Source organism: Mycobacterium paraseoulense, from assembly GCF_010731655.1.
Lineage (GTDB): Bacteria > Actinomycetota > Actinomycetes > Mycobacteriales > Mycobacteriaceae > Mycobacterium > Mycobacterium paraseoulense.
Genome location: NZ_AP022619.1, coordinates 2,181,645 through 2,206,348, shown reverse-complemented (window position 1 = coordinate 2,206,348; position 24,704 = coordinate 2,181,645). Strand labels below are relative to the sequence as shown.

The 24,704-nt window shown below is 64.0% G+C and carries 24 protein-coding genes; 8 read left to right on the top strand and 16 right to left on the bottom strand.

From position 1 onward, the window contains the following. Positions 1–25: 25 nt before the first annotated feature. A complete protein-coding gene (locus tag G6N51_RS10145) occupies positions 26–814 on the bottom strand; it encodes an SDR family NAD(P)-dependent oxidoreductase (RefSeq protein WP_083168973.1) in 789 nt (262 codons plus the stop codon). A 111-nt stretch (positions 815–925) separates the two neighbouring features. Here G6N51_RS10145 and G6N51_RS10140 point away from each other — a divergent pair, with 111 nt between their 5' ends. Next, entirely contained in the window at positions 926–1,366 is a 441-nt protein-coding gene (locus G6N51_RS10140; protein ID WP_083168976.1) for a VOC family protein, read from the top strand. Here G6N51_RS10140 and G6N51_RS10135 read toward each other — a convergent pair. Next, positions 1,356–2,975, bottom strand: coding sequence for a class I adenylate-forming enzyme family protein (locus tag G6N51_RS10135; protein ID WP_083168979.1), 1,620 nt, complete (start codon positions 2,973–2,975; stop codon positions 1,356–1,358). The two genes, G6N51_RS10140 and G6N51_RS10135, sit on opposite strands and share 11 nt — an antisense overlap. Before the next feature lie 114 nt (positions 2,976–3,089). Between G6N51_RS10135 and G6N51_RS10130 the strand changes: the two genes are divergently transcribed. From G6N51_RS10130 to G6N51_RS10115, 4 genes are all read left to right on the top strand, one after another. After that, complete coding sequence (locus G6N51_RS10130; RefSeq protein ID WP_083169244.1) at positions 3,090–3,620, top strand: nuclear transport factor 2 family protein; 531 nt, start codon at positions 3,090–3,092, stop codon at positions 3,618–3,620. A gap of 134 nt (positions 3,621–3,754) precedes the next feature. Next, entirely contained in the window at positions 3,755–4,987 is a 1,233-nt protein-coding gene (locus G6N51_RS10125; protein ID WP_083168982.1) for a CaiB/BaiF CoA transferase family protein, read from the top strand. Further along, positions 4,984–6,222, top strand: coding sequence for a cytochrome P450 (locus tag G6N51_RS10120; protein ID WP_083168984.1), 1,239 nt, complete (start codon positions 4,984–4,986; stop codon positions 6,220–6,222). The genes G6N51_RS10125 and G6N51_RS10120 overlap by 4 nt, the downstream gene beginning before the upstream one ends. Further along, a complete protein-coding gene (locus tag G6N51_RS10115; protein ID WP_083168987.1) occupies positions 6,219–6,767 on the top strand; it encodes a hypothetical protein in 549 nt (182 codons plus the stop codon). Before G6N51_RS10120 ends, G6N51_RS10115 begins: the two co-directional genes overlap by 4 nt. 214 nt (positions 6,768–6,981) lie before the next feature. Here G6N51_RS10115 and G6N51_RS10110 read toward each other — a convergent pair whose 3' ends face one another. The 6 genes from G6N51_RS10110 to G6N51_RS10085 form a co-directional block, all read right to left on the bottom strand. Next, positions 6,982–8,091, bottom strand: coding sequence for an NAD(P)H-dependent amine dehydrogenase family protein (locus tag G6N51_RS10110; RefSeq protein ID WP_232078315.1), 1,110 nt, complete (start codon positions 8,089–8,091; stop codon positions 6,982–6,984). Positions 8,092–8,137: 46 nt separating this feature from the next. After that, on the bottom strand, positions 8,138–9,364 hold the full coding sequence (locus G6N51_RS10105; RefSeq protein ID WP_083168990.1) for a cytochrome P450: 1,227 nt from the start codon (positions 9,362–9,364) through the stop codon (positions 8,138–8,140). A gap of 210 nt (positions 9,365–9,574) precedes the next feature. Continuing rightward, positions 9,575–10,528, bottom strand: a complete 954-nt coding sequence (locus G6N51_RS10100; protein WP_083168993.1) for an LLM class flavin-dependent oxidoreductase — start codon at positions 10,526–10,528, stop codon at positions 9,575–9,577. Between the two features lie 8 nt (positions 10,529–10,536). Then, positions 10,537–11,370 carry an SDR family NAD(P)-dependent oxidoreductase gene (locus G6N51_RS10095; protein WP_083168995.1) on the bottom strand — a complete coding sequence of 278 codons (834 nt, stop codon included), beginning with the start codon at positions 11,368–11,370 and terminating at the stop codon, positions 10,537–10,539. After that, a complete protein-coding gene (locus tag G6N51_RS10090) occupies positions 11,363–11,770 on the bottom strand; it encodes a nuclear transport factor 2 family protein (RefSeq protein ID WP_083168998.1) in 408 nt (135 codons plus the stop codon). Before G6N51_RS10090 ends, G6N51_RS10095 begins: the two co-directional genes overlap by 8 nt. Beyond that, complete coding sequence (locus tag G6N51_RS10085) at positions 11,770–12,819, bottom strand: zinc-binding dehydrogenase (RefSeq protein ID WP_083169001.1); 1,050 nt, start codon at positions 12,817–12,819, stop codon at positions 11,770–11,772. Before G6N51_RS10085 ends, G6N51_RS10090 begins: the two co-directional genes overlap by 1 nt. 95 nt (positions 12,820–12,914) lie before the next feature. On the opposite strand from G6N51_RS10085, the gene G6N51_RS10080 reads away from it, so the two are divergent. Then, positions 12,915–13,820: a helix-turn-helix domain-containing protein gene (locus G6N51_RS10080; RefSeq protein WP_083169003.1), complete on the top strand. Its 906-nt coding sequence runs from the start codon at positions 12,915–12,917 to the stop codon at positions 13,818–13,820. 39 nt (positions 13,821–13,859) lie between these two features. Here the strand turns inward: G6N51_RS10080 and G6N51_RS10075 are convergent, their stop codons facing one another. From G6N51_RS10075 to G6N51_RS10040, 8 genes are read right to left on the bottom strand one after another with little or no spacing between them, the layout of a single operon-like run. Beyond that, the gene (locus G6N51_RS10075) at positions 13,860–14,465 is read right to left on the bottom strand and encodes a TetR/AcrR family transcriptional regulator (RefSeq protein WP_083169006.1); all 606 of its coding nucleotides are present in this window, start codon (positions 14,463–14,465) and stop codon (positions 13,860–13,862) included. A gap of 21 nt (positions 14,466–14,486) precedes the next feature. Next, positions 14,487–15,656 carry a lipid-transfer protein gene (locus G6N51_RS10070; RefSeq protein WP_083169009.1) on the bottom strand — a complete coding sequence of 390 codons (1,170 nt, stop codon included), beginning with the start codon at positions 15,654–15,656 and terminating at the stop codon, positions 14,487–14,489. Next, positions 15,653–16,105, bottom strand: coding sequence for a MaoC family dehydratase (locus G6N51_RS10065; protein WP_083169012.1), 453 nt, complete (start codon positions 16,103–16,105; stop codon positions 15,653–15,655). Before G6N51_RS10065 ends, G6N51_RS10070 begins: the two co-directional genes overlap by 4 nt. After that, a complete protein-coding gene (locus G6N51_RS10060; RefSeq protein ID WP_083169015.1) occupies positions 16,102–17,211 on the bottom strand; it encodes an acyl-CoA dehydrogenase family protein in 1,110 nt (369 codons plus the stop codon). The genes G6N51_RS10065 and G6N51_RS10060 overlap by 4 nt, the downstream gene beginning before the upstream one ends. Positions 17,212–17,231: 20 nt before the next feature. Further along, a complete protein-coding gene (locus tag G6N51_RS10055) occupies positions 17,232–17,645 on the bottom strand; it encodes a Zn-ribbon domain-containing OB-fold protein (RefSeq protein WP_083169018.1) in 414 nt (137 codons plus the stop codon). Continuing rightward, the gene (locus tag G6N51_RS10050; RefSeq protein ID WP_083169021.1) at positions 17,645–18,193 is read right to left on the bottom strand and encodes an FAS1-like dehydratase domain-containing protein; all 549 of its coding nucleotides are present in this window, start codon (positions 18,191–18,193) and stop codon (positions 17,645–17,647) included. The genes G6N51_RS10055 and G6N51_RS10050 overlap by 1 nt, the downstream gene beginning before the upstream one ends. Before the next feature lie 17 nt (positions 18,194–18,210). Continuing rightward, the gene (locus tag G6N51_RS10045) at positions 18,211–19,398 is read right to left on the bottom strand and encodes an acyl-CoA dehydrogenase family protein (protein WP_083169024.1); all 1,188 of its coding nucleotides are present in this window, start codon (positions 19,396–19,398) and stop codon (positions 18,211–18,213) included. Further along, positions 19,398–20,600: a cytochrome P450 gene (locus tag G6N51_RS10040; RefSeq protein WP_167528579.1), complete on the bottom strand. Its 1,203-nt coding sequence runs from the start codon at positions 20,598–20,600 to the stop codon at positions 19,398–19,400. The genes G6N51_RS10045 and G6N51_RS10040 overlap by 1 nt, the downstream gene beginning before the upstream one ends. A gap of 234 nt (positions 20,601–20,834) precedes the next feature. On the opposite strand from G6N51_RS10040, the gene G6N51_RS10035 reads away from it, so the two are divergent. Together G6N51_RS10035 and G6N51_RS10030 are read left to right on the top strand one after the other, a co-directional pair. Continuing rightward, complete coding sequence (locus G6N51_RS10035) at positions 20,835–22,295, top strand: aldehyde dehydrogenase family protein (RefSeq protein ID WP_083169249.1); 1,461 nt, start codon at positions 20,835–20,837, stop codon at positions 22,293–22,295. Continuing rightward, positions 22,292–24,688, top strand: a complete 2,397-nt coding sequence (locus G6N51_RS10030) for a CaiB/BaiF CoA transferase family protein (protein ID WP_083169030.1) — start codon at positions 22,292–22,294, stop codon at positions 24,686–24,688. The genes G6N51_RS10035 and G6N51_RS10030 overlap by 4 nt, the downstream gene beginning before the upstream one ends. Positions 24,689–24,704 lie beyond the last annotated feature (16 nt).

Here is a 24,704-nt window from a genome sequence, read left to right as displayed (position 1 = left end):
TTACTCCTTTGTCGGGTGCCTCTGGCTACAGATCGGGGATGGGCAGAGAGGAATTCGGCCCCTGGAGGCCGCCGTCGACAATGAAGGTCGAGTTCGTCGCGTAGCAATCGCGGGTGCACAGGTACAACGTCAGCCGGCCGAGGTCCGCGACGTCACCGATACGATGCAGCGGCGTCAGCTCCTTCAGCTTCTCTTCGGAGCCGGGCATCAGGTCGAAGCTGGACTGCAGCCCAGTCGTCATGAATGCGCCCAGGGCGATCGCATTGACGCGGACCTTGGGGGCGAGCTCCTGGGCCATGGCGCGGGTCAGGGCTTCGAGTCCACCCTTGGCCACGGAATAGGGCAGTAATCCCCGGATCCCGAATCGGCCCGCTCCTGACGAGATGTTCACGATCGAGCCCCGGCCCACCGCCAGCATGTGCGGCACGACCAACTGGCTCATGATGAAAGCGGAAGTGACGCAATAATCGAAGGTCTGCCGGAGGTTGTCGTCGGTCAGGCCCAGAAATGGGCCGTAAGTTGCGAAACCGACGTTGTTGACCAGGATGTCGATGCGGCCGAACTTGTCGATCGCGGTCTGGACCACGCGCTCGCTGTCGGAGCGTTGTAGCGCGTCGGCGGTGATTGCGAGTCCTCTGCCGCCCGATTCTTCGATGTCCGTGATCGTCCGCTCCACCTCGGACGTCGTACGCGCCGTACCGACCACCGTGGCGCCCGCTTCCGCAAGGACCTTGGCGATACCCTCGCCGACGCCGCGCCCGGCGCCGGTGACAATTGCGACCTGACCCTCTAGGTTGAACTGCTCGAGTGCCACAAAGCGCCTCTCCGCCAGGACGTGTGGGTGTGCAGCCGCGAATCTACCGCAACGAGAATCGATATTTCCGGAAATTGAAATCTCTCTTTATTCGCTCGTAGAGTCTTTGGCATGTCACCCCAGCTGCCGCAGTTGCACCACGTTGTGTTCGCCGTCGCCCTTGAGCGCCTCGACCGCGCTGCCGATTACCTGAGCGCTTTGGGCTTTCAGTTCCAGGCTTTCGAGTTAGAGCACCTTGGTCTGCAGGTTCGCCTCGACTGGGACCGCGGGTTCGAGCTCATCGCCCCGACCGCCACGGCACCAACGGATGCCGGTACCGCGGCGGACTTCCTCGCGCGCAACGGCGACGGTCTGTTCTCCGTCATCGTACGCACGGCGGATTGTGCTGCGGGCGAGGACATCGCCGCAAGGTACGGCGTGAAGTCCGACTTCCGGCAGCGGCACGAAGGCGACGGATTCGAACTCAGCGAAGTCAAATTGGAGCCGTTATTCGGCATCCCCTTGACCCTGATGACCACGAATATGCCCGACGGGCAACCGGTCAGCCCGTAGTCGAGCGCAACTGTTCGCTGAGTCGCTGCGCCAGCTCCGACTTCTTGACTTTACCGGTCGCGGTGAACGGAAGTTCTCGCTTGGCGGTGACCCAGATGTGCTTGGGGACCTTGTACGCCGACAGCCGATCGCGCAGCTGCGCCCGCAAAGACTCGGCGTCGAGCGCCGATTCACCGCGGGGCACCACCGCCGCTGCGACCACCGTTCCGTGCTCAGTGCTCTCGGCGCCGACCACGTATGCCTCGAGCACGCCGTCGCAGTCGGCTAGTGCCAATTCAACTTCGCTGGGGGTGACGTTTGTGCCACCACCGGTCTTGATCAGATCGCCCAACCGTCCGGTGAACCGGATCCAGCCGTCGTCGTACTCGATGCCGCAGTCGCCCGTTCGGTAGTAGCCGTCGGGCGTGAACACGTCCTCGCGCTCGCACTTGTGCAAGCGTTGCATCAACGAGTATCCGCGCACCCATATTTCGCCGGGCGTGCCATTGGGCGCCGGCTGTCCCGTGTCGGTGTCGACCAGCAGATGGTGTAACCCTTCGATCGGCAGGCCGCCGGTTTCGGACCGATCCGGCGGTTGCGGCAAATACGGGTCAACGCCGAGGTGATTGCCGCACAGCTCTGTCATTCCCAGGCCGCTCGAGCCCTTGGGCTGACGCTGCGGCGAGACCATGGCGGGCATGCTGGTGCGCTTAACCGAACTGAGATCGTGTGAGGCGAATTCGGGATGCTGGGCCAGTGTTTTCCCTTGCTGGGGCCAACCCAATGCGATCGTCGCGCGGTGGCGCTCCATCAGCTCCAAGGCCTCCCCGGCGTCGAACGCCGGCTGGGTGACCAGGGTCGCGCCGTGGTGGATCACCGCGAGCAATCCGGTGATCAGTCCTCCCACCCAGAAGAAGGGCATGGCGGTGAACATCACGTCGTCTTGGGTGACGCCGTACATGAACGTGAGGTTGTAGGTGTGGCGGACTATCGTTCCCTGGGTGTGCACCGGACCCTTCGGGTCACCGGTGCTGCCTGAGGTGTAAATGATCACCGCCTCGTCGGCCGGAGTCACGCACGATTCCACATCGACGAGGAAGTCGGCGTCGGCGGCCTGCAGCGCGTCGCCGGCGTTGATCCGCGTTGTCCAAGCCCGATCGGACGGTCCCCACACGGCAACGGTCCGCAGGAACGGGGCCTTGCGCACCATGATGCGGCCCGGCCGGTCCTGACCCGCGAGACCCGGCAGCGCATCTTCCAGCCGGGTCAAAAAGTCGTGATTGCGAAACCGTGAGCACGCCAAGATGGCGTTCAGGTCCGCATGTCGGGCGGTCCATGCCAGTTCGGAGGCCTTGTAGAACGTGTTGAGTGGAACGGCGACCGCGCCGATGCGGGTGGTGGCAAACCACGCCAGGGCCCAGTCGATGCCGTTGGGCATCAGGATTCCGACATGGTCACCCTTGCCGATGCCCTGCGCCAGCAGGGCCGCGGCCAGTGCGGCCGAACGCCGGTCGAGATCGGCGTAGGACAAGCTTCGCCCGTCCGCGATGAGGAACTGCCTGTCGCCGAAACGCGCGGCACAAAACCTCACCAGTGCCGGGATCGTCGGCAAGATCGTCGGAAAGGGCATGAGCGCAGGATAGTAGCCTTTCCGATAAACGAGAACATCAGTTCTCATTCGGCGGCTTACGCCTACAATGTCGCCATGGTCCCGGGATTGAAGAGCTCGACCGCCGATGACCGGTTGGACCGAGTGGAGTCAAGCCTCGCGATCAGTCAATTGCCCAGCAAGTATGCGATGGCCCTCGATGCCCGCGATCTCGACGCATTGGTGGCGCTTTTCGTCGACGATGTCGACGCCGGAGCCGAGGGGTGTGGGCGGGATGCGTTGAGGCGTTGGTACGACCGTGTGCTGCGGCGTTTCTACCGAAGCATCCACCTGATCTGCGGTCACCAGTTTGACTTTGTCGACGCCGATCACGCGACGGGAGCGATTTACTGCCGCGCGGAACACGAAGACGGCGACGGCTGGTATGTGATCACGATGCGTTACGACGACGTCTACGAACGGCGCCACGGCCAATGGTGCTTTGTCAAACGACGAGAGCATCCCTGGTATTCGGTCGATGTGACGGAACGACCCGGCCCAGATTTCATGCGCTGGCCCAGCGACGTCCGGTTGCCTGCGGCCATGCCCCAACGGATGCCAACGTGGCGGGCTTTTTGGGCCGAAGGAGATCCGGGCGCGCCCGAACGGCTGTCGGCGCGTCCTTAACCGTTTTGGGCGCTGGCGGCGCCGGCGCTGCCGCGGTTTACAATTCTTCTTGAAACTGACATTCTCGAAGATGTAAACGAGCATTACCGCCGTTGCCGTACTGTTGGTGCGCTCGCACCGTGCTACCGCGACCCATGGAGGCCGTCATTTCCGTCGACAAAGTACTCAACGGTGTACGGGTGTTGGAGGTGGCCGCGTGGACCTTCGTACCGTCAGCCGGCGCCGTGCTGGCGGAGTGGGGCGCCGAGGTCATCAAGGTCGAGCCGCGCACAGGAGGTGATCCGCAACGCGGCCTCGTCACGATGGGCATCGTCGACGAAGGCGGCGGCGCGGTCAACTACATGATCGAAATACCGAATCGGGGCAAGAAGTCCATCGGTGTCGATCTCAGCACTCCGGGCGGCCAGGAAGTCATCCGCAAGCTGGCCGCGACCTGCGACGTATTCCTCACCAGCTACCTACCAAGCCGCCGCAAAAAGATGGGCATCGACGTCGATGACATCAGGGCCGCTAACCCCCACATCGTCTACGTACGCGGCTCGGGCCATGGCCCGAAGGGGCCCGACGCCGACAAGCCCGGTTATGACGGCGTCTCGTACTGGGCGCGCGGCGGGATCGCCACCATGCTGACCGAGGACGCTGAGGAATTGGTGCGATCACGACCCGCCTTCGGCGACCTGTTGGGAGGGATGACGATCGCCGGCGGTATCGCGGCCGCGCTGTACCGAAAGGCCACCACCGGTCAAGGATCGGTGGTGGATGTCTCCCTCCTCGGGCTTGCGGCCTGGAATATCAGTCCCGACATCGCGGTCAGCCAGATTCATGGTGGCGGTGCGGTTCCGAGCTGGCGCCACGCCGACGCGCCCAACCCCCTGGTCGGGACCTACCGGACGAAAGACGATCGCTACGTTCAGCTGATGATGCTGCAACTGGACAAGTTCTACGCGGAAGCAATGCGTGCCATCGGCCTGCCCGAGTTGATCGACGATGCGCGCTTTGCCGACGCGGCAACGCGTTTCGCCAACCGTGCGGAGCTCATCTCGTTGATGGACGACGCCTTTGCCCAACGCACACTGGCCGATTGGCGGGAAGCGCTCGCAGGCCTCTCCGGTGCGTGGGGTGTGGTGCAGACGCCGGCCGAGGTGTGCCACGACCCGGCGGTGACCGCCAATGGGTATATCGCCAACACGACCACGATGAGCGGTTCGCCCTTCGCATTGCCCACCAACCCCGTCCAATTCGACGAACAAGCAGTTGTGCCTTCGGGAGCCCCCGAACACGGCCAACACACCGAAGAGGTGTTGATGGAGGCAGGTTTGGATTGGGACACCATCGAAGCCTACAAAGTGGCCGGAGCGATTCTGTGACTCCTTCTACGCCACAACAGGTTTCAGAAGGCCACGTCGAATTCGATCCCTTCTCTGAAGACTTCTTCAACGGGGCGTACGACACGTACCGGCGCCTGCGCGACAGTGCCCCGGTCTACTACAACCCGAAGTGGGATTTCTGGGCACTGACCCGCTACGACGACGTGGCACCCGCCACCAAGGACCACGAAACCTATTCGTCGGCAAAGGGTGCGACGCTGGATATGGTTCAGGCGCACGACGACGCGATACCACTGCCCAAAGTGATCATCTCGATGGATCCACCCGAGCACCAGAAGATGCGCAGGCTGGTGAGCAACGTGTTCACGCCGCGCGCGATCGCGGCGTTGGAAGACATGGTGCGCGAGAAGGTTTACGAACGCGTCGACGCGCTCAATCCGTCGTCGTTCGACGTGGTGGCCGATTTCTCGGCCTTGTTCCCGAATGAGGTCATCACCACCATGCTCGGGGTGCCCAAGCAGGATCGCGACCAGATCCGCATTTGGCTGGATCTGCTTCTTGAACGCCGCCCGGGTGGGATCGCCACCACCGCCGCGGGCCGGGAAGCCTCGATGAAAACCGGGCTTTACTATTACGATCTTGTGCAGCAGCGCCGCGCCGAACCGCGTGACGACATGATCAGCCGGCTCATCGAGACCGAGATCGAGCGGGACGGGCAGGTGGAGAAGCTCACCGATGTCGATATCACGGGATTCGCGACGATGCTTGGGGGAGCGGGCGCCGAGACGGTGACGAAACTCGTCGGCAACGCCATGGTCGCCTTCGCCGACTTTCCGGATCAGTGGCAGAAGTTGCAGAAGGACCGCAGGAAGGTGCCCGCCGCCATCGAAGAATTGTTGCGCTATGAAGCGCCCTCGCAGTACCAGGTACGCACCGCCACCCGCGATGTGACTCTGCACGGCAGCACCATTCCCGCAGGCAGCGCAGTCCTGCTCGTCACGGGCTCGGCGACCCGCGACGAACGGATGTTCCCCGACCCCGACCGGCTGGACATCGACCGGGAGCGCAGGATGGGCTTCAACCTCGCGTTCGGGTATGGCGTGCACAGTTGCCTGGGGGCAGCGCTGGCGAGGATGGAGAGCCGCATCGCGCTCGAGGCGCTGCTCGATCTCCTCCCTGACTATGAAGTCGACCGCAGCGGACTGCGGCGGGTGGCGATGGCCAATGTTTGTGGGTGGTCCAATGTGCCCGTGCGCAGGAACCAAAGAGCATGACCTCTGATCGAGTTGCCCTGCACCACAGGCTGGCCCACTCGAAATGGGAGGCATACGCTAGGGCCCCGGAGACGAAGAAGATCACTTACGGTGACGAGTGGGTCTACGCGCCGGACGCCGTAATGATGTGCCCCCTGTTCAACGGTGGCGCCGATCATGTCATGGCCGACCTTGCCTCCGAAGAGGTTCTGGCAGCCATGCAACACTACGCACCCGACGGTGACATGCTTACCTGCGAATTTCGCATGTGGTGGAAGCACATGCCCGACTTTCGGATCGTCACCCCGTTCGACTGCCGGCCTGCCGAGTGGGGGTTTGCGGCGCGCGACACCTATGCGGGAACGTTGGCCGATGGGACGGTGCTCGAGCTTCACGAATGGGATTACGTATGGACCAATGACGAGGGCCAGATCACTCGTTGGGACTGGTTCGTCGATTCACGGGAGTGGCACCCCTGCCTCGATCTCATCGGCCTCGATCGCGACAGCCTGACGTATCAGGCGTACACCGTGAACTTCCTGCGTGAAGGCAGCATTGTAGGGTGAGGTTTGGCGCCTTGACCGGCTGAGCGGTTCGCCGATGAGCGCACCGAGACGCTCGCCCAACTCGTCCTTCGTTGCTTCGGTCACGGGTGTGGGTAAGGTGAGATGCTTTTCATCGCAAAGCAACCCGCGACCGAGGTTCTGATTGCGCCGGATTTGCGGCGCAATTTCGACCACATCGCGCTCGGGCGTCGGCTGGCTGATTCGCGCGAGCGGCTCACTGGGCCGGGCGCGTTCGCGATTGCCTGGTCACGATCGCCGGACCTGCCAAGGGATTCGTGAGCACACCAGGGGCCGCGTCGACGACCTCGGGTACCGAGTTGACCGCTGTCAGCGCTGTCGCGGACACACCCGGATTGACCCGATCCGACGGTGACTGTCCGAAGTACAGCTCCAGGCACATACTGGGCCGGCCCTCGATCCGGATGACCATGCCGCCCTCCGCCGTCCTCGACGGCCTCGGCCATCGCTGCGGCCAGGGTGTGGAACTCACCGTTGCGAAATACTGCACCGCGACCACTGGCCGACCGTCGATGATGCCGGCGAGCTGCCAACGGTGCGCGCAAATCGTCCCTTCCGGGATTACGCCGATTGCGGTTTCCAGATCCGTTGGTGCGAGCAGTGTTTCCCAATCCAGTTCAACTCCGTCGAGTTCCAGACCGAGGATGTCGGCGATGTAGCGCACCACGGTCTCCCAGTCATGGTTGACCTTGCCCGACGCGATTCGAGCGGGCACATGCCCGTTCGGCTTTCCGAAGCCCATGGATTCATGCAGGACGTCCCAGACGGGATAGGACTTGTCCAGGTCGATCGCGTATTCGTCCATCCGGTAGGAATCGACGGTCCCGGCGCCGGCAAGCAGGGCGGTAGGGATGTTGAGACTAATGAAGCCCGGCTCGGCGCCGGTGGCGTAGAAGGTCGAATTTCCCTTTGCCGCTGCGGCTTCGACGGCCGCGCGCCACTCAGGTGGTGCTGCGGGCGGATACACCATCGGGATCGTGGAGATCGTCACAACGTTGATCCCCGCGTCGAGATAGGTGACGATGTCGGCGATCGCGTCATTCTCGCGCCGGACGGCGGTGGCACAGTATGTGACACAGTCGGGCTGCAGAGCCAGCACCGCGTCGAGATCGTCGGTTGCCGATATCCCGACCTCCGGTTCGCCGCACAGGCGACCCGCATCAACTCCCGCTTTTTCGGGCGTAGATACTTTGACTCCGACAAGTTCCAGCGCCGGATCACCGAGGATCGCCCGGAGCGCCTCCTTGCCGGTCAGTCCCGTGCCTACGTGTACAACCCGATACTTTCTGGATTCCTCAGTCGCCATCGCTCATTCTCCTATGTGACAGATGCGAATTCATCGTTAGGACAGATCATTGCGCGACCGCACGCACGGGCACGCGGCCCCAGCCGAAGACATTCGGCATCTTGACTCGTTGCAGGCCCGCGACGTCTACCTCATACTCGGGGATGAGGTCCAACAGGGCATCGATGGCAATGCGCCCCTCCATGCGTGCCAGTGCCGCGCCGAGACAGCTATGTATTCCGTAGCCGAATCCCAGATTGTGGCCGGAGTGCCGGCGATTGATGTCGAAGCGATCTGGATCGACGAAAGCACGCTCATCCCTGGTGGCCGAACCATTGATGAGCATCACCGGCTTGTGCTTGGGTATCACCGTGCCGTGAAGCTCGACATCGACTTTGCTCCAGCGGATGTCGTATTGCGATGGCCCCTCGTAACGCAGCAGTTCTTCGAACGCGGCGGGGATGAGGCTCCGGTCTCGCCTAAGTGCCTGCCATTGGTCTTGGTGTCGCCCGAACACGACTGCGGCGCTGGCGACCAGCTTGGTCACCGTCTCCGCGCCCGCACCGCCGAGTAACGACGCGAAGGCTGAAATCTCCATGTCGTCGAGGCGGGTCATGGCGCCGTCATCGCGTTCGACCTCGACCTGGGTGAGCCGCGAGATCATGTCGTCTTGCGGGTTGGCGCGTTTCTCGACGACAAGGTCGTAGTAATACCTCCACATGGTCACCGCCGCGTTGCGGCCGTGCGGCGTCGTGCTGACGTTTCCGGGCTCGCGTTCCAGCAGTGCGTCGAGCCAGTGCCGGATCTGCTGGCGACCGTCCGGCGGCACCCCCAACATCGTGGTGATGATCTCGACGGGGAACAGCGCCGAGAAGTCCTCGACCATGTCGAACGACCTCACATCGATGGTTTGCGCGATTGTGTCGATCACCTTCCGGATCATCGGTTCGAGCTTCGCGATCGCACGTGGGGTGAACACCTTATTCACCAGCGACCGCATTCTGGTGTGCTGTGGGGGGTCCATCATGATGATCACGCCTTCAGGGATCATCGCGTCAGGATCGATGAAGTGATCGAGGGTCACACCCTTTGCGGAGGAATACTTTTCGTGATCACGCATTGCGCTCGCCACATCCTCATAGCGGGAAAGGGCCCAGAAGTCGTACTGAGTGCTGTAATAGACCGGCGCCCGATCGCGCAGCAGGCGGTAAGTCTCGAATGGATCGCTGAAGAACTCATCCGAGAAGGGATCGAAGTGAACGGATCTTGCAGAAGTACCGGTTTGATCGTTCATTTCGGCTCAATACCTTTCGATGTGCGCCACGTGACCTTGGGTCATGTGCCCGATCCGTTCAGCGCCTCACTTTCTCCGCGCCCGCGTAAAGACCGTCACGGACTGCTCAGAACTGGCCGTCTCAATCGGTTTCGGATAGCCCTCCCACTTCGCGAAGGCGATCCTGTCGTGTAGCGCCACCCGGGCCCGGTTCATCTCATGTCCTTTCGACTAGTGCAGCCCGGCGAATCTCTTCAAATAAGGCCATGCGATCGCGGGCGGTATCCCCCCGCACAGTGGCGAAATGTTGAACATTTCACCTGCTGAGACCCGCTGGCGCGCTTCGTCGACCGAGAGGATCACATGTGACGACGTGTTGCGCAGCTCGTCGATGGTCTTGGCGGTGGTGATGTTGGCGGACACCGCGTTGTCGGGATTCCATTCCGAGTAGGCCATTGCATCGTGCAGGAGGTACTTGCCGATCTCGTCCCACGCCGCGTCGACATCGTCGGCCACGAAGCAGTTGGTCGCCGCGTCACGCTTGGGGATGACGACAAAGCCGGGTTCGAAGCCGTTGTCGCGACATGCTTTTTCGTAAGCTTCCCGCATTCCTGGCACCCCGCCGTTGGCGATCAAGCCGAGACCGTTACGTCCAGCGCGCCGCGCGGCTGCCAGGCTGGCGCCGCCCCAGCTCATCATGGGGCCTTCCGGCGTGCGCGGCCGCGGGGTGACCTTCATTCGTCTGCCGCCGTGTTCGATCTCTTCGCCCGCGAGGAGGCGGCGTAACACGCCGAGCTTCTCGTCCGCCAGCCTGCCGCGGTCGGACATCGAGAGCCCGAAGTGAGCGTATTCCTCAGCGCGATATCCGATTCCGAAGACGTAGGTGGCTCTGCCCGCGCTGATGTGATCCAGCACGGCGATGTCCTCGGCCAGCCGTGCCGGATCGTAGAAGGGCAGCAGAATTGTCAGGTTCAGCATCAGCTGCTTCGTGCGAGCGGCAATGGCCGCGCCGAGCAGTAACGGCGACGGCAGATAGCCGTCGTCTGCGCAGTGGTGTTCGCACAGCACGACGGCGACACAGCCATGCTGCTCGGCCCATGCCGACATCTCGCTGGCGGCGGCGTATAACTCGGTGGCCGGCGCTCCGATGGTGGGCGCTCGCATGTCGAAGCGAAGGGTGAACACGGTCGCCGCTAACCGGGCTGCCGTGCGTCGGAACCCATGACTTCGGCGCTGACCTGCATGATCATTCGAACCACTTCGTTGCGTGTCATGGATTTGAAAAGTTCAAATGCCATCCGGACGTCATCGCCCGTGGCGATCGTCGGTCCGTTGCCGAGGTTGGCGAACGCCTCGTCCACCACGCTCGCGGCGGTCACCGCACCTTGGGGAACCTCGTCGACGGAGTTCAGTCGGCCGCGCTCGAACTCCAGTTGCCGCAGAGCCGGTGTGTCGGTCATGCCGAGGACCAGACCCAGGACGTCCACGCCCTTGTCGTGCAACTCCGCCCACAGCCCCTCAGTGAAAACCATGTCGAAGGCTTTGGTTCCTCCGTATGCCACCATGTTTCGGCCACCGGCCAGCGCAGCACCAGAAGTAAAGTTCACGATGCCGCCGCGTCCTCGCTCGACCATGAGGCCCGAGAAGTGGTGACACAACCGCATCAGCACCAGGCAGTTGCGTTGCAGCAGGGCTTCGGCTGTCGATACCGGATTGGCAAGAAAAGGCTGGTAGTTCGGATCCCCGCCGGCGCAGTACACCAGCATGCCGACCTCGAGGTCTGCGGTGGCGTCGATGATGGACTGTGCAGCGTCGGGCTCGGTGAGATCGATGGCGAGCGTCCGGGTTTTGACACCGGTGCGCTCGTGAATCGCCTCGGCTACCGTGTCGAGCACGCGTTGGCGACGAGCGACGAGCGCAACGTTCACTCCTTCCTGCGCCAACCTCTCGGCGAACAAGGCGCCGCATCCGTCGGACGCGCCGACGATCACCGCCCACGGTCCGTACCTCCGTGCGATGTCACCCATGGGCGCCCGGCACCGCAGCGAGCCGAACCGAGGTGTAGGTACGGCGGTCGATCCGCCAACCGTCTGGCGTCCGTACGGCGTGGTCGTCGTAATAACCGACGGGGTTCGCGCCCGAGCCGTCCTCCATCAGGATCAGTGCGTCGACGCAGGTGCGGATCGTCGCGGTGTCGGTGTCTATTGCGATGGCCTGGTTGGTCATTCGATGGATCGTGTGCGCCGCACCGACGTGCGCTGCCTCCATAAACCGCGCAACCTCTGCGCCACCGGTCCACTGGCCGACCACACCGTAGTCGATGCGCGCATCCTCGGAGAAGACTGTCGTGAGAAGCCAGTATTGCCGGCTGTCGATTGCCGTTGCATACCGGACTGTGAGGTCGAAAATGTCGTCGCGGTCCGACATCAGAGGTCACCGTTCGGGTGGATCACGACGCGGGGTGGGCCTTCGGATCGCCGCGCCGCCGCCAGCGCCGCGGGCACCTCGTCGAGGCCGATGATCTTGCCGACGCTGGGCAGTGGGTTCAGCTTCCCCTCGACGACCGCATCCAGAACGCCGTACCAGTCCTGCGGGAGCGGTCCTCCACCGAACTGGAGAGTGAGGCCGTTTCGGGTGGCTTTGGTGATGTCGAGGGTGTCGCCGGTGTACCAGCCACCCGCGCAGTAAATGCGTGATGAGAACTCCGCCTCCGCGACGATGCTGTCGATGAGACCCGCAGCGCCAACGCATTCGAACACCACGGCGGAGCCGTTCATGTGGCGTTCGGCGCGCAACGTGCGGAAGGCGTCGAACACCGACTGCTTTGCCGGATCGACCAGAACATGCGCGCCGAACCCGGACTGGGCCAGTTCGCGGCGGTCGGCGCTGAAGTCGGACACGATGATCGGATCAACCCCGCGCGCGCTGAGCGCAGCGACCGCCGACAGCCCGATGGCGCCCGCGCCGACGACGATCGGGATCTCGCCGGGCTGCAGATTCGAGGCGCGGACATAAAACTCGCCGACCGCGAAGGCGTCGACCACGGCGACCGCATCGCTGGACACCGGGCCCTCTATCACCCTTGCGGTTGCCTCGGGTACCACAAGCAACTCTCCGAAACTGCCCTGCGCCTCGGGGTGCTGTCCGATAATGCGTAGACCCCCGGCGCCGCCGTCGACCAACCGGATCGGCATCGACGTCACCCTGGCCCCGATCGGGAAGGCTTCGCCGCATCCAGGGCCGTGGCCGATCACTTCACCGACGAACTCGTGCCCCAAGACAACGTCGCGGTCAGGGTCGTAGAGCGACCGACCCGTCGGATCGTCGATCGCCAATTCCGGATGGTCCATGTAGTGCACGTCGGACGCACAGATCGCGGTGCTGAGGGTCTTGAGCAGCAAATCGCCCTGCCCGGGAACGGGATCGGCAGTCTCGCGGACCGTAAGCTCCCCGCCTCGCAGCACTACGGCACGCACCGGCTCTCACATCCTCATGCGATATTCTCTACTATTGGAGAATTATTCATCGGAATACTGAGTCGACCGTAGAATGCGGCGCGAGAGGAGTCAAGATGCGCGGTGTCACGTCAGCACCGGCCGAGCGTGTCCTCGATGTCGTTGAGTTTCTCAGCAGGCCGGAGTATGGCGGTCACCGCTTCTCCGACGTCGCTCGCGAACTTGGCCTTTCTCAGGCCACGGCGCACTCCATACTCAAGACGTTGTGTGACCGCGGTTGGGCGACAAGGGATCCCATTTCCAAAAAGTTTGATCTTGGCCCCACGATTGCGCTCATCGCGGAGAGGTTCGAAGCAGCGCGCCCACTTCTGGCTGTCGCTCGCGAAGCCATCCACCGCCTCGCTGAGGCAACCGGTGCGCCGGCCTCGGTGGTCGAGCGCACTGGAGACGAACTGGTGATTACCGCGTTCGAAAGTCCCGACGGGCCTACCACACCGGTCGCTTCGCTCGAGCGGATCCCCTACGCGCCGCCGTTCGGGATCGCCTGCGCCGCGTGGGATATCCCAACCGAACAGGAATCGTGGATTCAGCGCGGCGCGGCCGGAGACACGTCGCTGGCGGAGCGCCTTCGCGCAGTGTTGGCTCAGACGCGTGACCGCGGATATGACGTCGATTGGATGACTCCCGCGCTGGCGCAAGCGGCTCACGCGATCGAAACGCTGTCTACCGAGACAGTGCCCCACAACTTGCGCTCCGTCGTCGACCAACTGCGCATCGAGTTCATATCGGCGAACCTGCTATCCGGCGACGGCGCACGCGATGCACTCCGGGTTGCCACCATCTCGGCGCCCGTCCTTGACGATAGGGGACATGTGCGACTCATCCTTGGGTTCCACCCACTACGCGCCATGACGATGAGCGAAATCCATGCTGCCGCGAAACCTCTGTTGCGCGAGATCGACCGAGTGGGAGGCCACGCAGTGCCGTCTCTCGACGGCGCACGCGCCAAGGCGGGGTCCTAGGTGCACATCGTCCTGCCGTCAGCGTGGCGGTCTCGGGAGCTAGGCGCTGCTTCGTTTGCCCCGCTCATGGCCGAATCCCCGCACGACATACGCTCGGACGAAGTCGGCCACCGCGTCGTCATCCACGTCGAGATAGGGAGACGGGGTTGTGAACAACGACAACAGGATTCGCGCAAACCACTCCGACGCCGATCGAACGTCGAGGTCGCTGCGCACCTCACCGGTCAGCCTCGCCGCGGAGATGTATGGCGCGAGAAATTCACCGCACTCCCGCACTAGGGTCGACGCGTTCTTGGTCAACATCAAGTTGACCTGTTCTTCGTCGAAATATGACTCGTGCTCCACCACCCGGCGGGCTTGGGTAACGAAGACCGCTGCGCGGACCAGCTTTTCCTCCAGGGTGCTGCCGCCGTCGCGGTCAATCGCCTTTGCCAGCTTGCGATAGAAGCTTTGTGACGCCTCCTCCGCGCATGCCTCGACGATCGTCTCCTTGTCCCGGAAGTATTCGTAGAAAGTGCTTCTGGACACGTCTGCGGCGCGTGCGATGTCGACGATCGTCGTCTTGCGCAGGCCGCGCGTTCGGAAGCAGGCGAACGCGGCCGAGATGAGCGCCGCTCGGGTGTCGACCGCGGTAGCCTGCGTCATCGGCTTTCCTCGCCTGCGTGCTCAGTGATCGGGGGCGAGAATCAAGCCACTGGTGGGAACGCCGGTGCCCGAAGTGATTAGCACGTGTTCGACGTTGTCCACCTGATTGTGCGACGTGCCGCGCACCTGACGGACGCCCTCGGTGACGCCGTTCATGCCGTGGATGTACGCCTCGCCCAGCAGGCCGCCGTTGGTGTTGATCGGCATGCGGCCGCCGAGTGACAGCTCGTCGACCGAGACGAAGTCCTTGGCTTCGCCGCGGCCGCAGAATCCGAGCTCCTCGAGTTGGGTGAAGACGAAGGGCGTGAAGTGGTCGTAGAGGAACGCCGTCGAAATATCCTGTGGTTTAAGCCCGGAATCCCGCCACAGCTTGTCGCCGACGACGCCCATCTCGGGCAGCCCAGTGATGTCCTCGCGGTAGTAACTCGTCATCACCTCGCCGTCGTAGGCGGCGCCCTGAGCGGCGGCCGTGATGACGGCGGGCGGCTTGGCCAAGTCTCGCGCTCTCTCGACGCTGGTCACCACCATGGCAACGCCGCCGTCGCTTTCCTGACAGCAGTCGAGCAGCCGCAACACCGGCTCGACGATCCACCGTGATTGCTGGTGCTGCTCGAGGGTGATCGGCTTGCCGTAGAACCACGCATCGGGATTCTTCGCGGCGTGCTTGCGGTCGATGACGGATATCTTGCCGAAATCCGCGTTGGTGACACCGTACGTCGTCATGTAGCGGTGGGCGTGCAAGGCAACCCACGCGGCCGGCGTCATGAAGCCGAACGGCGCGTACGGCGCCATCCACAGCGGTGTCACGCCCGGCTGGCGGCCTGCGCCGCCGAAGCGGAAGCCGGAGCGCTCGTTGAAGGCGCGGTAGCACACCACCGCCTTCGCCGCACCCGTCGCGACCGCCATCGCGGCCTGCATCACGGTGCCCGCGGCGGCCCCGCCGCCGTGCGGAACCCGGGTGAAAAATGTCAGTTCCCGAATGCCGACGTTGCGGGCGACCTCAATCTCCTCGTTGTCGTCCACGCTGAAGGTGACCATGCCGTCGATGTCTGCGGGCGTCAGCCCGGCGTCGCGGATCGCGGCGAGCACCGCCTCGCACGCCAGTTGCATCTCGGTGCGGCCGGATTCCTTGGAAAACTCGGTCTGTCCGATACCGGCCAGCGCGGCTTTTCCGCCGATACCGTCACTCATGAATCCACACCGTGGAGCAGGCTGAGCACCGCGGTCCCGGAGACGTGGTCACCGAGGCTGTTGGTGCCTTTGAGGGCGACCTCGACAAGTCCTTCACGCTCGGTCTTGGACTTGTCCGTGACCGAACCCGTGAACCGGAGCGGATCATTCGGGTATGCGGGTACTCCGAGGCGGATGGACAGTTTCTTGATCATCGCCTCCGGGCCCGCCCAGTCATGCAGGAACTTCACGCACAGACCATTGGTCGTGAGGATGTTCAAGAAGATGTCTTTCGACCCTTGGGAGTTCGCGAAATCCCGGTCGTGGTGAACCGGCATGTAATCACGGGATGCGATGGCCCCGGCGACGATCAGCGTGGTGGTCACCGGAACGTCCAGCGGGGCAACTTCGTCACCCACATTGATCGAGTCCCACGCCAGCGTGGTGGTGCGATCGGCGGTGGAGGTCATCTGGTTCCTTCCGGGTAGGTCGCGCCCAGGCGGGCGAGCTGGAGAGGGGCCGCGCCCAGGGAGAGCTCGATCTGCTTGCCCCACAGGAAATATCGGTGGAGCGGGTAAGTCACGTCGATGCCAATGCCGCCGTGGACCTGCTGGGCCGACGCCACGACCCGCGCTCCGGCTTCAGCCGCCCAGAACTTGGCGATGGCGGCCTCGCGCGTCGCGGGCCGACCCTCGGCGATCAGCCACGCGGCGTGCCAGGTGGTCCAGCGGATCGCCTCGACGTCGATGAATGCATCGGCCAGCCGTTGCTGCACGGCTTGGAACGAGCCGATCGGTCTGCCGAACTGCTCGCGTTCGCCGGTATAGGAAGCGGCGATCTTCAGCGCGCGTTCGGCGACGCCGAGTTGCATCGCGCACAAACCGACCAGTGCCCTGGTGTACAGCGAGCCGACCGCGTCCGCGGCGCCACCTCCGTTGAGTCGATGCGCGACGGCGCCAGTGAGTTCGACATCCGCGTAGGGCTCACCGTTGGTGGTGGCTACCGGCGACACGGTGACGCCGTCGGTCGCCGCGTCGACGACGAACAAGGCCGGGCCGTCGTCGGCGTGAGCCGAAACCACGATGGCGTCGGCGAGCTGCGCCGCCGGTACGAGCTCCTTGCTGCCGTCGAGGGTCCAGGCCTCGCCGTCGGCGCGAGCGGTTGTGCGTGGCGCGGTCGGGTCGGAGTTGCCCTGTTCGGCGAGTGCGGCTGTGAGGATCGTACCGCCGTCCACCACTCCCGGCAGGTACCGCTCATGAATAGCCGAGTCACCGTGCCGCGCAATGGTATCTGCGCCGAGCAGGAGGGTCGCGTAGACGGGCACGGGCGCAACGCTCCAGCCGACCTCGGCGAGTAGCACGCCGAGCTCGAGGAAGCCGCGTCCGCTGCCGCCGACGGACTCGGGCAGCGCGATGCCCAGCAGGTCCGACGAAGCGAGTTCGCGCCACAGCGCTTGGTCATGGCGAACCTCGACCGATTCCAGGTCGGTCAGAGCATCGGGGGTGGCGCGGTGCTCGAAGAGTTGACGGGCCACCTTGCCGACCGTCTCTTGTTCTTCGGTGAAGGTAAAGTCCATGCTCGCTTGATGCCTCGTTGTCAGCGCGCGGGCCGGAACTGGTGCAAGACCAGCTCTTCGCCGCTCGGGATGGCTTCGAAATTCTCGAAGAAGACCTCGACGGGCAACCCGACCTCGATGGTGTCGGGCTCGATTTCGCACAGGTTCGACACGATGCGCACTCCTTCGTCGAGCTCGATCAGGGCGACCACGTAGGGATATTGGAGGAACGGCAGCGGAGGATATTGCGGCATGACAAAGCTGTAAACCTTTCCGCGGCCTGTCGATTCGACGGAATCCCAGTTGAGGGACTGACAGTTCCCGCACATCGGGCGCGGGGGCACCCGCAGGGTCTTGCAATCCGTGCACCGCTGGATCAGCAGCTTGTGGTCCCGAAGGCCCGACCAGAAGAATTCGGTGTCCGGACTGATCGACGGAGCAAGTCTGGTGGCCATCAGTTTCCCGTCTTGAATCGCAGGGTGCGGAACCGCTGGCGGCCGATCACCTCGCCGTTCTGGTCGCGATAGGTGGTGATCCAGGTGACGAAGTAGCCGTGGCCCATCGCCGTCTTCTTCTCGTCGGAGATCGTCTCGAAAACCGTTTCGGCGGTGATCTCGTCGCCCACCCGGGGGTAACGCTCGAGCTCGAACTCGGAGTTGGTGGCGACCGTGCCGGTGTAGCCGGCATCGGTGAGAAACTGCAGCGGATTCTCCTTGAGCTCGACGGGGACTCCGCCACGCTCGTGAATGCCTGCGAGCTTGGGTGGCGCCATGGTCCACGACTGCAGCATCACCGGAGGCGAGACGAGGCCACCGTAGCGGGAGGAGGCGGCGAACTCCGGATCCAGATAGGCGGGGTTCATATCGTCGAGCGCGTACGCCCAATGCCGAATCATTGCCGCGTTCACGGGATCTGGCGCCTTGACCGGCTGTCCGGAACTGATGGGTTTACCGATGAGCGCATCGAGGCGCTCGCGCAGCGGGTCCTTCGTTGTTTCCGTCACGGCTGAGTACCTTCCTCTCAGGATGCGCCGGCCCGCATGTCGCGCGGCGCGCGCGGCATCCCCAGACCTGCCATGGCGATGATGTCGCGTTGAAGCTCGTTGGCACCGCCGCCGAATGTGTTGATGACCGCCATGCGATATGCGCTCTCCAACTCGCCCTTGAGTGGAGCCGCCGAGTCCTTACGCGTACCGGCCTGGCCGACAACCTCGAGCAGTTCGCGGGCAACCTGCTGCGTGAGCTCCGTGCCGAACACCTTTGCCGCGGAAGCCTCGCCCATGCCGAGTGCGCCAGCGCTCATCGTCGAGTTCACGCGCAAATTGAGCAGCCGGTAGGCCGCGACCTGCGCTTCCACGCGGGCCAGCGCCTGCTGAGCCCAGGGCTTGTCGATGACCATGCCGTCGTCCAGCGGCGTCGTCGACGCCCATTTGAGCGTCTTGTTGAACAGCGGTTCCAGGGCGCCGAGGTTGCCGAGCGCGGCGCGTTCCAGATTCAGCTGGTTGGTCACCAACGTCCAGCCCTGGTTCACGCCGAGCACGATGGCGCTCTCGGGCACCCGGACGTCGTCGTAGAAGGTGTAATACGTGGACACACCCGGCATGGTGCGCAACGGCTTCCAGGAAAACCCCGGCGAGTCGGTCGGCACGATGAAAAGGGTTATCCCCTTGTGCTTCTTCGCGTTCGGGTCGGTACGTGCGGCCAGCCAGATGTAGTCGGCGAACTCGGCGCCGCTGGTGAACATTTTCGAGCCGTTGATGACGAACTCGTCGCCGTCGCGCACCGCCGTGGTGCGCAGCGACGCGAGATCGCTGCCGGCCCCGGGCTCCGAGTAGCCGATCGCAAATTCAACGGTGCCCTTGAGGATGGCGGGCAGAAACTTGGCTTTCTGCTCCTCGGTGCCGTACTGAATCAGTGTGGGCCCCACGGTGTTGAGGGTGATCATCGGCAGCGGGGCGTTGACCCTGCGGGCCTCTTCCGAGAAGATGTACTGCTCCAGCGCGGTCAGGCCGCCGCCCCCGAATTCCACCGGCCAGGCGACGCCGAGCAGCCCGGCCTCACCGAGCGCGCGCCTGCATTCGGCGATCGCGGCGCCTCCCTCCATCAGGTGGGCGACGGCGGCTCGGCGCTCCGGCGTCATCACCGCTTCGAGGCGGGTCCGGTAGTCCTTCCGAAGCTGTTCCTGTTCGGGTGTGTAGTCGAAGTCCATCAGCCGCTCGTTCCCAGTCGTACCGGCATGCTCTTCACGCCGGGCGTCATGGTGGCGCGCAGTCGCGTCACGTCGCCGGTGAGTTCGATCGATGGATACGTTCCCAAGAGCACCTCGAAGAACACTCGAGCCTCCAGCCGGGCCAGCTGGGCGCCAAGGCAGGCGTGCTCACCGGCACCGAATGCGATGTGGGGGTTCGGGTTACGCGTAATGTCGAAGTCTTCGCTGGTAGGGCCGAAGATCTCTTCGTCGCGGTTGGCGGCGCCGTAGAGCATGACCACCGTGTCGCCCGCCTTGATCTGCTGGCCGCGGATCTCGACGTCCTCGGTGGCGCAGCGAGCCATGTGGGTGACCGGGCTGGTGAATCGCAGCATCTCCTCGACCGCGCAGGGCAACAATTCCGCCGGGTTCGACCGCAGTAGCGCGAACTGATCGGGATGGTCGATCAACGCCAGCGTGCCCAACGCGATCAGATTGCGGGTGGTTTCGTTGCCGGCGACCAATAACAGGAACGAAAAATTCAGCAGGTCCGCGTCGCTGAGCTGCTCGCCGTCGACCTCGGCCGCCGCCAAAATGCTCAGCAGGTCGTTTTGCCCACTGATCTCACCGGATCGGCGAGCCGCGATGAGCTTGGTGAAATATTCGTAGAGCTCACCGAGCGCGACGAGGTGATCCATCTCGATGTCCGGATCGGCGGTGCCCACCGCCGCGTCGGACCACGTCCGAAACTTTTCCCAGTCCTCGGTCGGGGCCCCCAGCATCTCCGCGATCAACCGCGTCGGCAGGGGTGACGCGATGTCCTCGGCAAACTGCTGGGTCTTCGCCGGGTCGATGTTGTCCACTATGCCGTGCACGATCTCGCGCACCTTGGGTTCCAGCAGCTGCACCTGGCGGCGGGTGAAGCCGGAGTTGATGAGCTTACGAAGCTGCCGGTGGCGCGGGGGATCGGTGAAGATCAGGTTGCCCTCCTGAACGGGTTCGGGTTGGGCGGGATCCGGTATCGAGATGCCCTTCGTCGACGAGAAGGTCAGCGGGTGGCCCGAGACATAACGAATGTCCTCATACTTCAACAGCGCCCAGAACTTGGTGACGTCATTCCACACGACGGGGGTGGTGTTGCGAAGCTCTCGGTAGGCCGGGTAAGGATCACCGGCGTAGAAGTCGGGTGAATGCAATGGAACAGTAGTTGTGGGCAACCGCATGCCTTCCTCGACACCGAGCTTGCTTCGGACAGATTTTAGAAGAATGTCCGTTTCCATGGTGTCTACAGCAGGGCCGGGTCATATGTCAATCACGGCGTATATGGCCGGAAATACCGTTATTTGCTGGTCGAGGCGCTGCAGTGGGTTGTGTACACACGGTCAAGGTATGTATGTTCTCGTAAGGCGTCGCCCGCATCGCGCCGCGAGCAAGCAGTCAGGAAAGGCAGGCGGATGATGGCTGGGTCTCGTTCCCTTCTCGAGGCTGACGGGCACTACATCGGCGGGCGGTGGACCGAACCGGACAGCGGGCGCTACGACGTCGTCAACCCCGCTACCGAGACGGTGATCGGATCGGCGCCCGACGCCAGCGTTGCTCAGGTCCAGCAGGCCGTCGCGGCGGCCAGGGCCGCCTTCGATGCGGGCCCGTGGCCATCGGCCGCGCCGACGGAACGCGCCCGATGCCTGCAACAGCTCAGCGATGCGCTGCTGGCCAGAAGCGATGAGATCTACGCCCTCGCGCAAGCCGAGTGGGGATGTTCGGCGAACGAGCGGTTGATTCACGTCGAGGGTCCCGCATTCATGGTCGGTCACGCGGCCGAACTCGCCACGGAACCCGCCGAGGCGCCCATGGATGCGTGGGGCGCCGCGGGCACGACGGTGTTGCGGTACGAGCCGCTCGGTGTGGTAGCGGCCATGACGCCGTGGAACTTCCCGCACACCCTCAACGTCATGAAGCTGGGGGCGGCGTTGGCGGCGGGAAACACGTTGGTGCTCAAGCCGTCGCCGCTGACACCGCTGGCCGGGCTCGCTCTGGCCAGAATCATCGACGAAGACACCGACATCCCGGCAGGTGTCGTCAATGTGGTCACGCCGACCAGCATCGAGGCCAGCAGGAGCCTGACGTTGGATCCTAGGGTCGACATGGTCAGCTTCACCGGGAGTTCGGCCGTCGGTCGCGATGTGATGGCGGGTGCGGCGACCACGATGAAGCGCGTTTTGCTCGAGTGCGGAGGCAAGTCGGCGAGCATCCTGCTGCCGGACGTCGAGGTCAGCGACGAGTTGTTGGATCGGTTGTTGTTCGAAGGATGCACGATGCATGCCGGCCAGGCCTGCATCCTCAACAGCAGGCTGCTGGTGCCCGATGCGATTCACGATGACGTGGTGGACCGGCTGGCCGCGCTCGCCCGGGGGGTCGTGATCGGCGATCCGGTCGATCAGTCGGTCACCATGGGACCGTTGATCAGCAGCGAGCACCTCGACCGCGTAGAGGGGTTCGTCAAGCGGGCTGAGGCCGATGGCGCGACGGTGGTCGTCGGCGGAGCCCGTCCGAAGGATTTGAGCAAGGGATTTTACTTCGAGCCAACGATATTGACTGATGCTCCGGCCGATTCCCATATCGCGCAGGAAGAGGTGTTCGGTCCCGTGCTGACCGTGTTGCGGTATCGCGACGACGACGACGCGGTGGCCATCGCCAACAACTCGGCCTACGGGCTCGGTGGCGCGGTATGGGGGCGCGACGTGGACCGCGCCGTGGCCATCGCCCGGAGGATAAGGACCGGACAGGTGTCGATCAACGGCACGATTCCCGGGGACGCGCCGTTTGGGGGCTTCAAGCAGAGCGGAATCGGTCGGGAGGGCGGCGTGATGGGGCTGCGGGCTTACATGGAGCCCAAGGCCATCGGAATACCCGCGTGAACCTTCCTCTAGCCGGTCTGCGCGTCGTCGAGCTGGCCTCCGAGATCGCGGGTCCCTACTGCACTAAGTTGCTCGTCGACCTTGGCGCAGACGTGTGCAAACTGGAGCCCCCGACGGGTGACCCGCTGCGCCAATGGGGGCCCTTCCCGGCCGGCCGTCCACATCCCGAGCGCAGTGGGCTATTCGCGTACCTGAACGCCGGAAAGCACGGCATAACGGTTGATCTCGCCGATGAGAACCGCATCGAGGCTGTCCACGGAATGCTCTCCCGGGCGGACGTTTTCGTGGAAGACTTGCCGGCAAATGCACCTGAGCGTGTGCAATGGGGCTTGGACACGGAAACCTTGGGCCGGATCAACCCGGATCTTGTCGTGGTCCGTATCTCGAGCTTCGGTCAAGCGGGGCCGCTGTGTGATCGGGTGACGACTCCGCTGACGCTGCAGGCGGCGGCGGGTTGGGTCAATGTACGTGAACCCGGCCGAGCGCCCGTGCAAGCCGGCGCCCGGATACCGGAGTACATCGCTGGGGGGTACGCGGCGCTCGGCGCGCTGACGGCCCTACGAGTCGCCGCCGCGGGAACCAACCGGCCGGTCGAGGTCGATGTCTCGATGTTCGAGTCGTTGCTGTCGACGCTGCCCTACCCCATGCTGATGGCGGCTCGACTCAAAAGCCTTGGCCTGCCGACCAACTCCAAAGCCGCACCGATGCTGGGAATCGTGCGGGCGGCCGATGGCTGGGTCGGCATCAACTGCCTGACCGGTCAGCACTGGCTGGACGTGTGCGCCATGGTTGGGTTGCCGGAGTTCGGCGAGCATCAAATCGCGATCATGCTCGGTGGGCCCGAGCGCGAAGAGTTCTTTGCCAAGGCGCAGCCGTTTCTCGATTCGATGACCGTCGCCGATCTGGTCGAGCTGAGTCAGGCCATGCGGATACCCGCCGCCCCGGTCACCGAAGGCGACACCATACTCGCCTGTCCGCAGTACGCCGAGCGAGGGTTCTTCATCGAGGCGGCGGCCGACGCATCGCAATTCACCAGACCTGGAGCGCCGTTTCGGTTTTCGAAGACACCGGTCCCGCCACCGTTACCCGCTCCGGCCCTGGGACGGGACGCTCAGGCTGCCTGGGGCGAGCGCGGTGCGCACCGCCGGGATGGCGACGTCCCTCATGTCGCCCTGCCGTTCGACGGTTTGAAGGTCTTCGACCTGAGCACCTTCTGGGCGGGTGCCTACCTGACGTGCTACCTCGGCGCGTTCGGGGCGGACGTGGTGAAGGTCGAATCCATCCAACGCCCCGACGGCCACCGCTACTCCGGCTCGTTACTTCGCGAAGGGGAAGACTGGTACGAACGGGGTCCGCTTTGGCAGGGAACGAATCTCAACAAGCGCGATATCACCCTGGACCTCAACTCCGCCGCCGGCCGCGAGTTGGCCCTGCGGCTGGCCGCCGAGGCCGACGTGGTGGTGGAGAACTTCTCGCCGCGCGTGGTCGAGCAATTCGGGCTCGACTATGAGTCCCTCGCGAAGATCAATCCCGGCGTGATCATGGTGCGAATGCCCGGATTCGGTCTGGAAGGGCCGTGGCGCGACTACGTGGGCTGGGCACTGAACATCGAACAGGTATCCGGGATGTCGGCGATGACCGGTTACCCGGATGGCCCGCCGTGCAACCTGCAGGGCCCCGCCGATCCCATCGCCGGCGTACATGCGGGTGTGGCGTTGCTGGCCGCGCTCGAGCATCGGCGGTCGACGGGTGAGGGCCAGCTCATCGAGGTCGCGCAAATCGAGGTTGGCGCTGCGGTGACGGCCGAACCGGTGATCGAGTACTCGCTGACGGGCAGGGTGCGGCCGCGGGAGGGAAATCGGCACCGCGAATACGCCCAAGGCGTTTATCCGACGGCCCGCACCGACGAGTGGATCGCGATCTCCGTGCGCGACGACGCCGACTGGGTCGCGCTGCTGGCCGCCATCGATCGTGACGAGCTGCGCGATGACCCGAGATTCGCGACTGCGGAAGCTCGCCGGCAACACCACGACGAATTCGACGAGGTGCTCGCGAGTTGGACGAGCAGGCGACCCGCCGGTGAGCTGGTGGCAACGCTTGTCCGACAACGTGTCCCAGCGGAGCGTTTACTTGCAGCCGACGAGATGTATGACGTCGAACAGCTCGATGCGCGCGGTTTCTATCAGGATTTGGCCCACCCGATCACTGGCCGACAGAGGTTTCCGGGCTGGCCATTTCAGATTTCGCCGGGCCCAGCACACCATCACCGGACCGCCGCGCCGACACTGGGTCAGCACAACGCCGAGGTGCTTGGAGCGCTTGGACTGTCCGATGCGGAGATCGCCGCGTTGCAGGAGCAACGCGTCATCGGCCAACGCATTCTCAACGCGTAGCGATATCCGCCGCCGT

Coding starts and splice junctions, on each gene's coding strand:
- G6N51_RS10055 (WP_083169018.1), bottom strand. CDS start 17,645: ATGGCCACCAGACTTGCTCCGTCGATCAGTCCGGACACCGAATTCTTC.
- G6N51_RS10095 (WP_083168995.1), bottom strand. CDS start 11,370: ATGGGTGACATCGCACGGAGGTACGGACCGTGGGCGGTGATCGTCGGC.
- G6N51_RS10110 (WP_232078315.1), bottom strand. CDS start 8,091: ATGGCGACTGAGGAATCCAGAAAGTATCGGGTTGTACACGTAGGCACG.
- G6N51_RS10060 (WP_083169015.1), bottom strand. CDS start 17,211: ATGGACTTTACCTTCACCGAAGAACAAGAGACGGTCGGCAAGGTGGCC.
- G6N51_RS10080 (WP_083169003.1), top strand. CDS start 12,915: ATGCGCGGTGTCACGTCAGCACCGGCCGAGCGTGTCCTCGATGTCGTT.
- G6N51_RS10065 (WP_083169012.1), bottom strand. CDS start 16,105: ATGACCTCCACCGCCGATCGCACCACCACGCTGGCGTGGGACTCGATC.
- G6N51_RS10070 (WP_083169009.1), bottom strand. CDS start 15,656: ATGAGTGACGGTATCGGCGGAAAAGCCGCGCTGGCCGGTATCGGACAG.
- G6N51_RS10040 (WP_167528579.1), bottom strand. CDS start 20,600: ATGCGGTTGCCCACAACTACTGTTCCATTGCATTCACCCGACTTCTAC.
- G6N51_RS10125 (WP_083168982.1), top strand. CDS start 3,755: ATGGAGGCCGTCATTTCCGTCGACAAAGTACTCAACGGTGTACGGGTG.
- G6N51_RS10035 (WP_083169249.1), top strand. CDS start 20,835: ATGGCTGGGTCTCGTTCCCTTCTCGAGGCTGACGGGCACTACATCGGC.
- G6N51_RS10090 (WP_083168998.1), bottom strand. CDS start 11,770: ATGTCGGACCGCGACGACATTTTCGACCTCACAGTCCGGTATGCAACG.
- G6N51_RS10135 (WP_083168979.1), bottom strand. CDS start 2,975: ATGCCCTTTCCGACGATCTTGCCGACGATCCCGGCACTGGTGAGGTTT.
- G6N51_RS10045 (WP_083169024.1), bottom strand. CDS start 19,398: ATGGACTTCGACTACACACCCGAACAGGAACAGCTTCGGAAGGACTAC.
- G6N51_RS10115 (WP_083168987.1), top strand. CDS start 6,219: ATGACCTCTGATCGAGTTGCCCTGCACCACAGGCTGGCCCACTCGAAA.
- G6N51_RS10140 (WP_083168976.1), top strand. CDS start 926: ATGTCACCCCAGCTGCCGCAGTTGCACCACGTTGTGTTCGCCGTCGCC.
- G6N51_RS10075 (WP_083169006.1), bottom strand. CDS start 14,465: ATGACGCAGGCTACCGCGGTCGACACCCGAGCGGCGCTCATCTCGGCC.
- G6N51_RS10105 (WP_083168990.1), bottom strand. CDS start 9,364: ATGAACGATCAAACCGGTACTTCTGCAAGATCCGTTCACTTCGATCCC.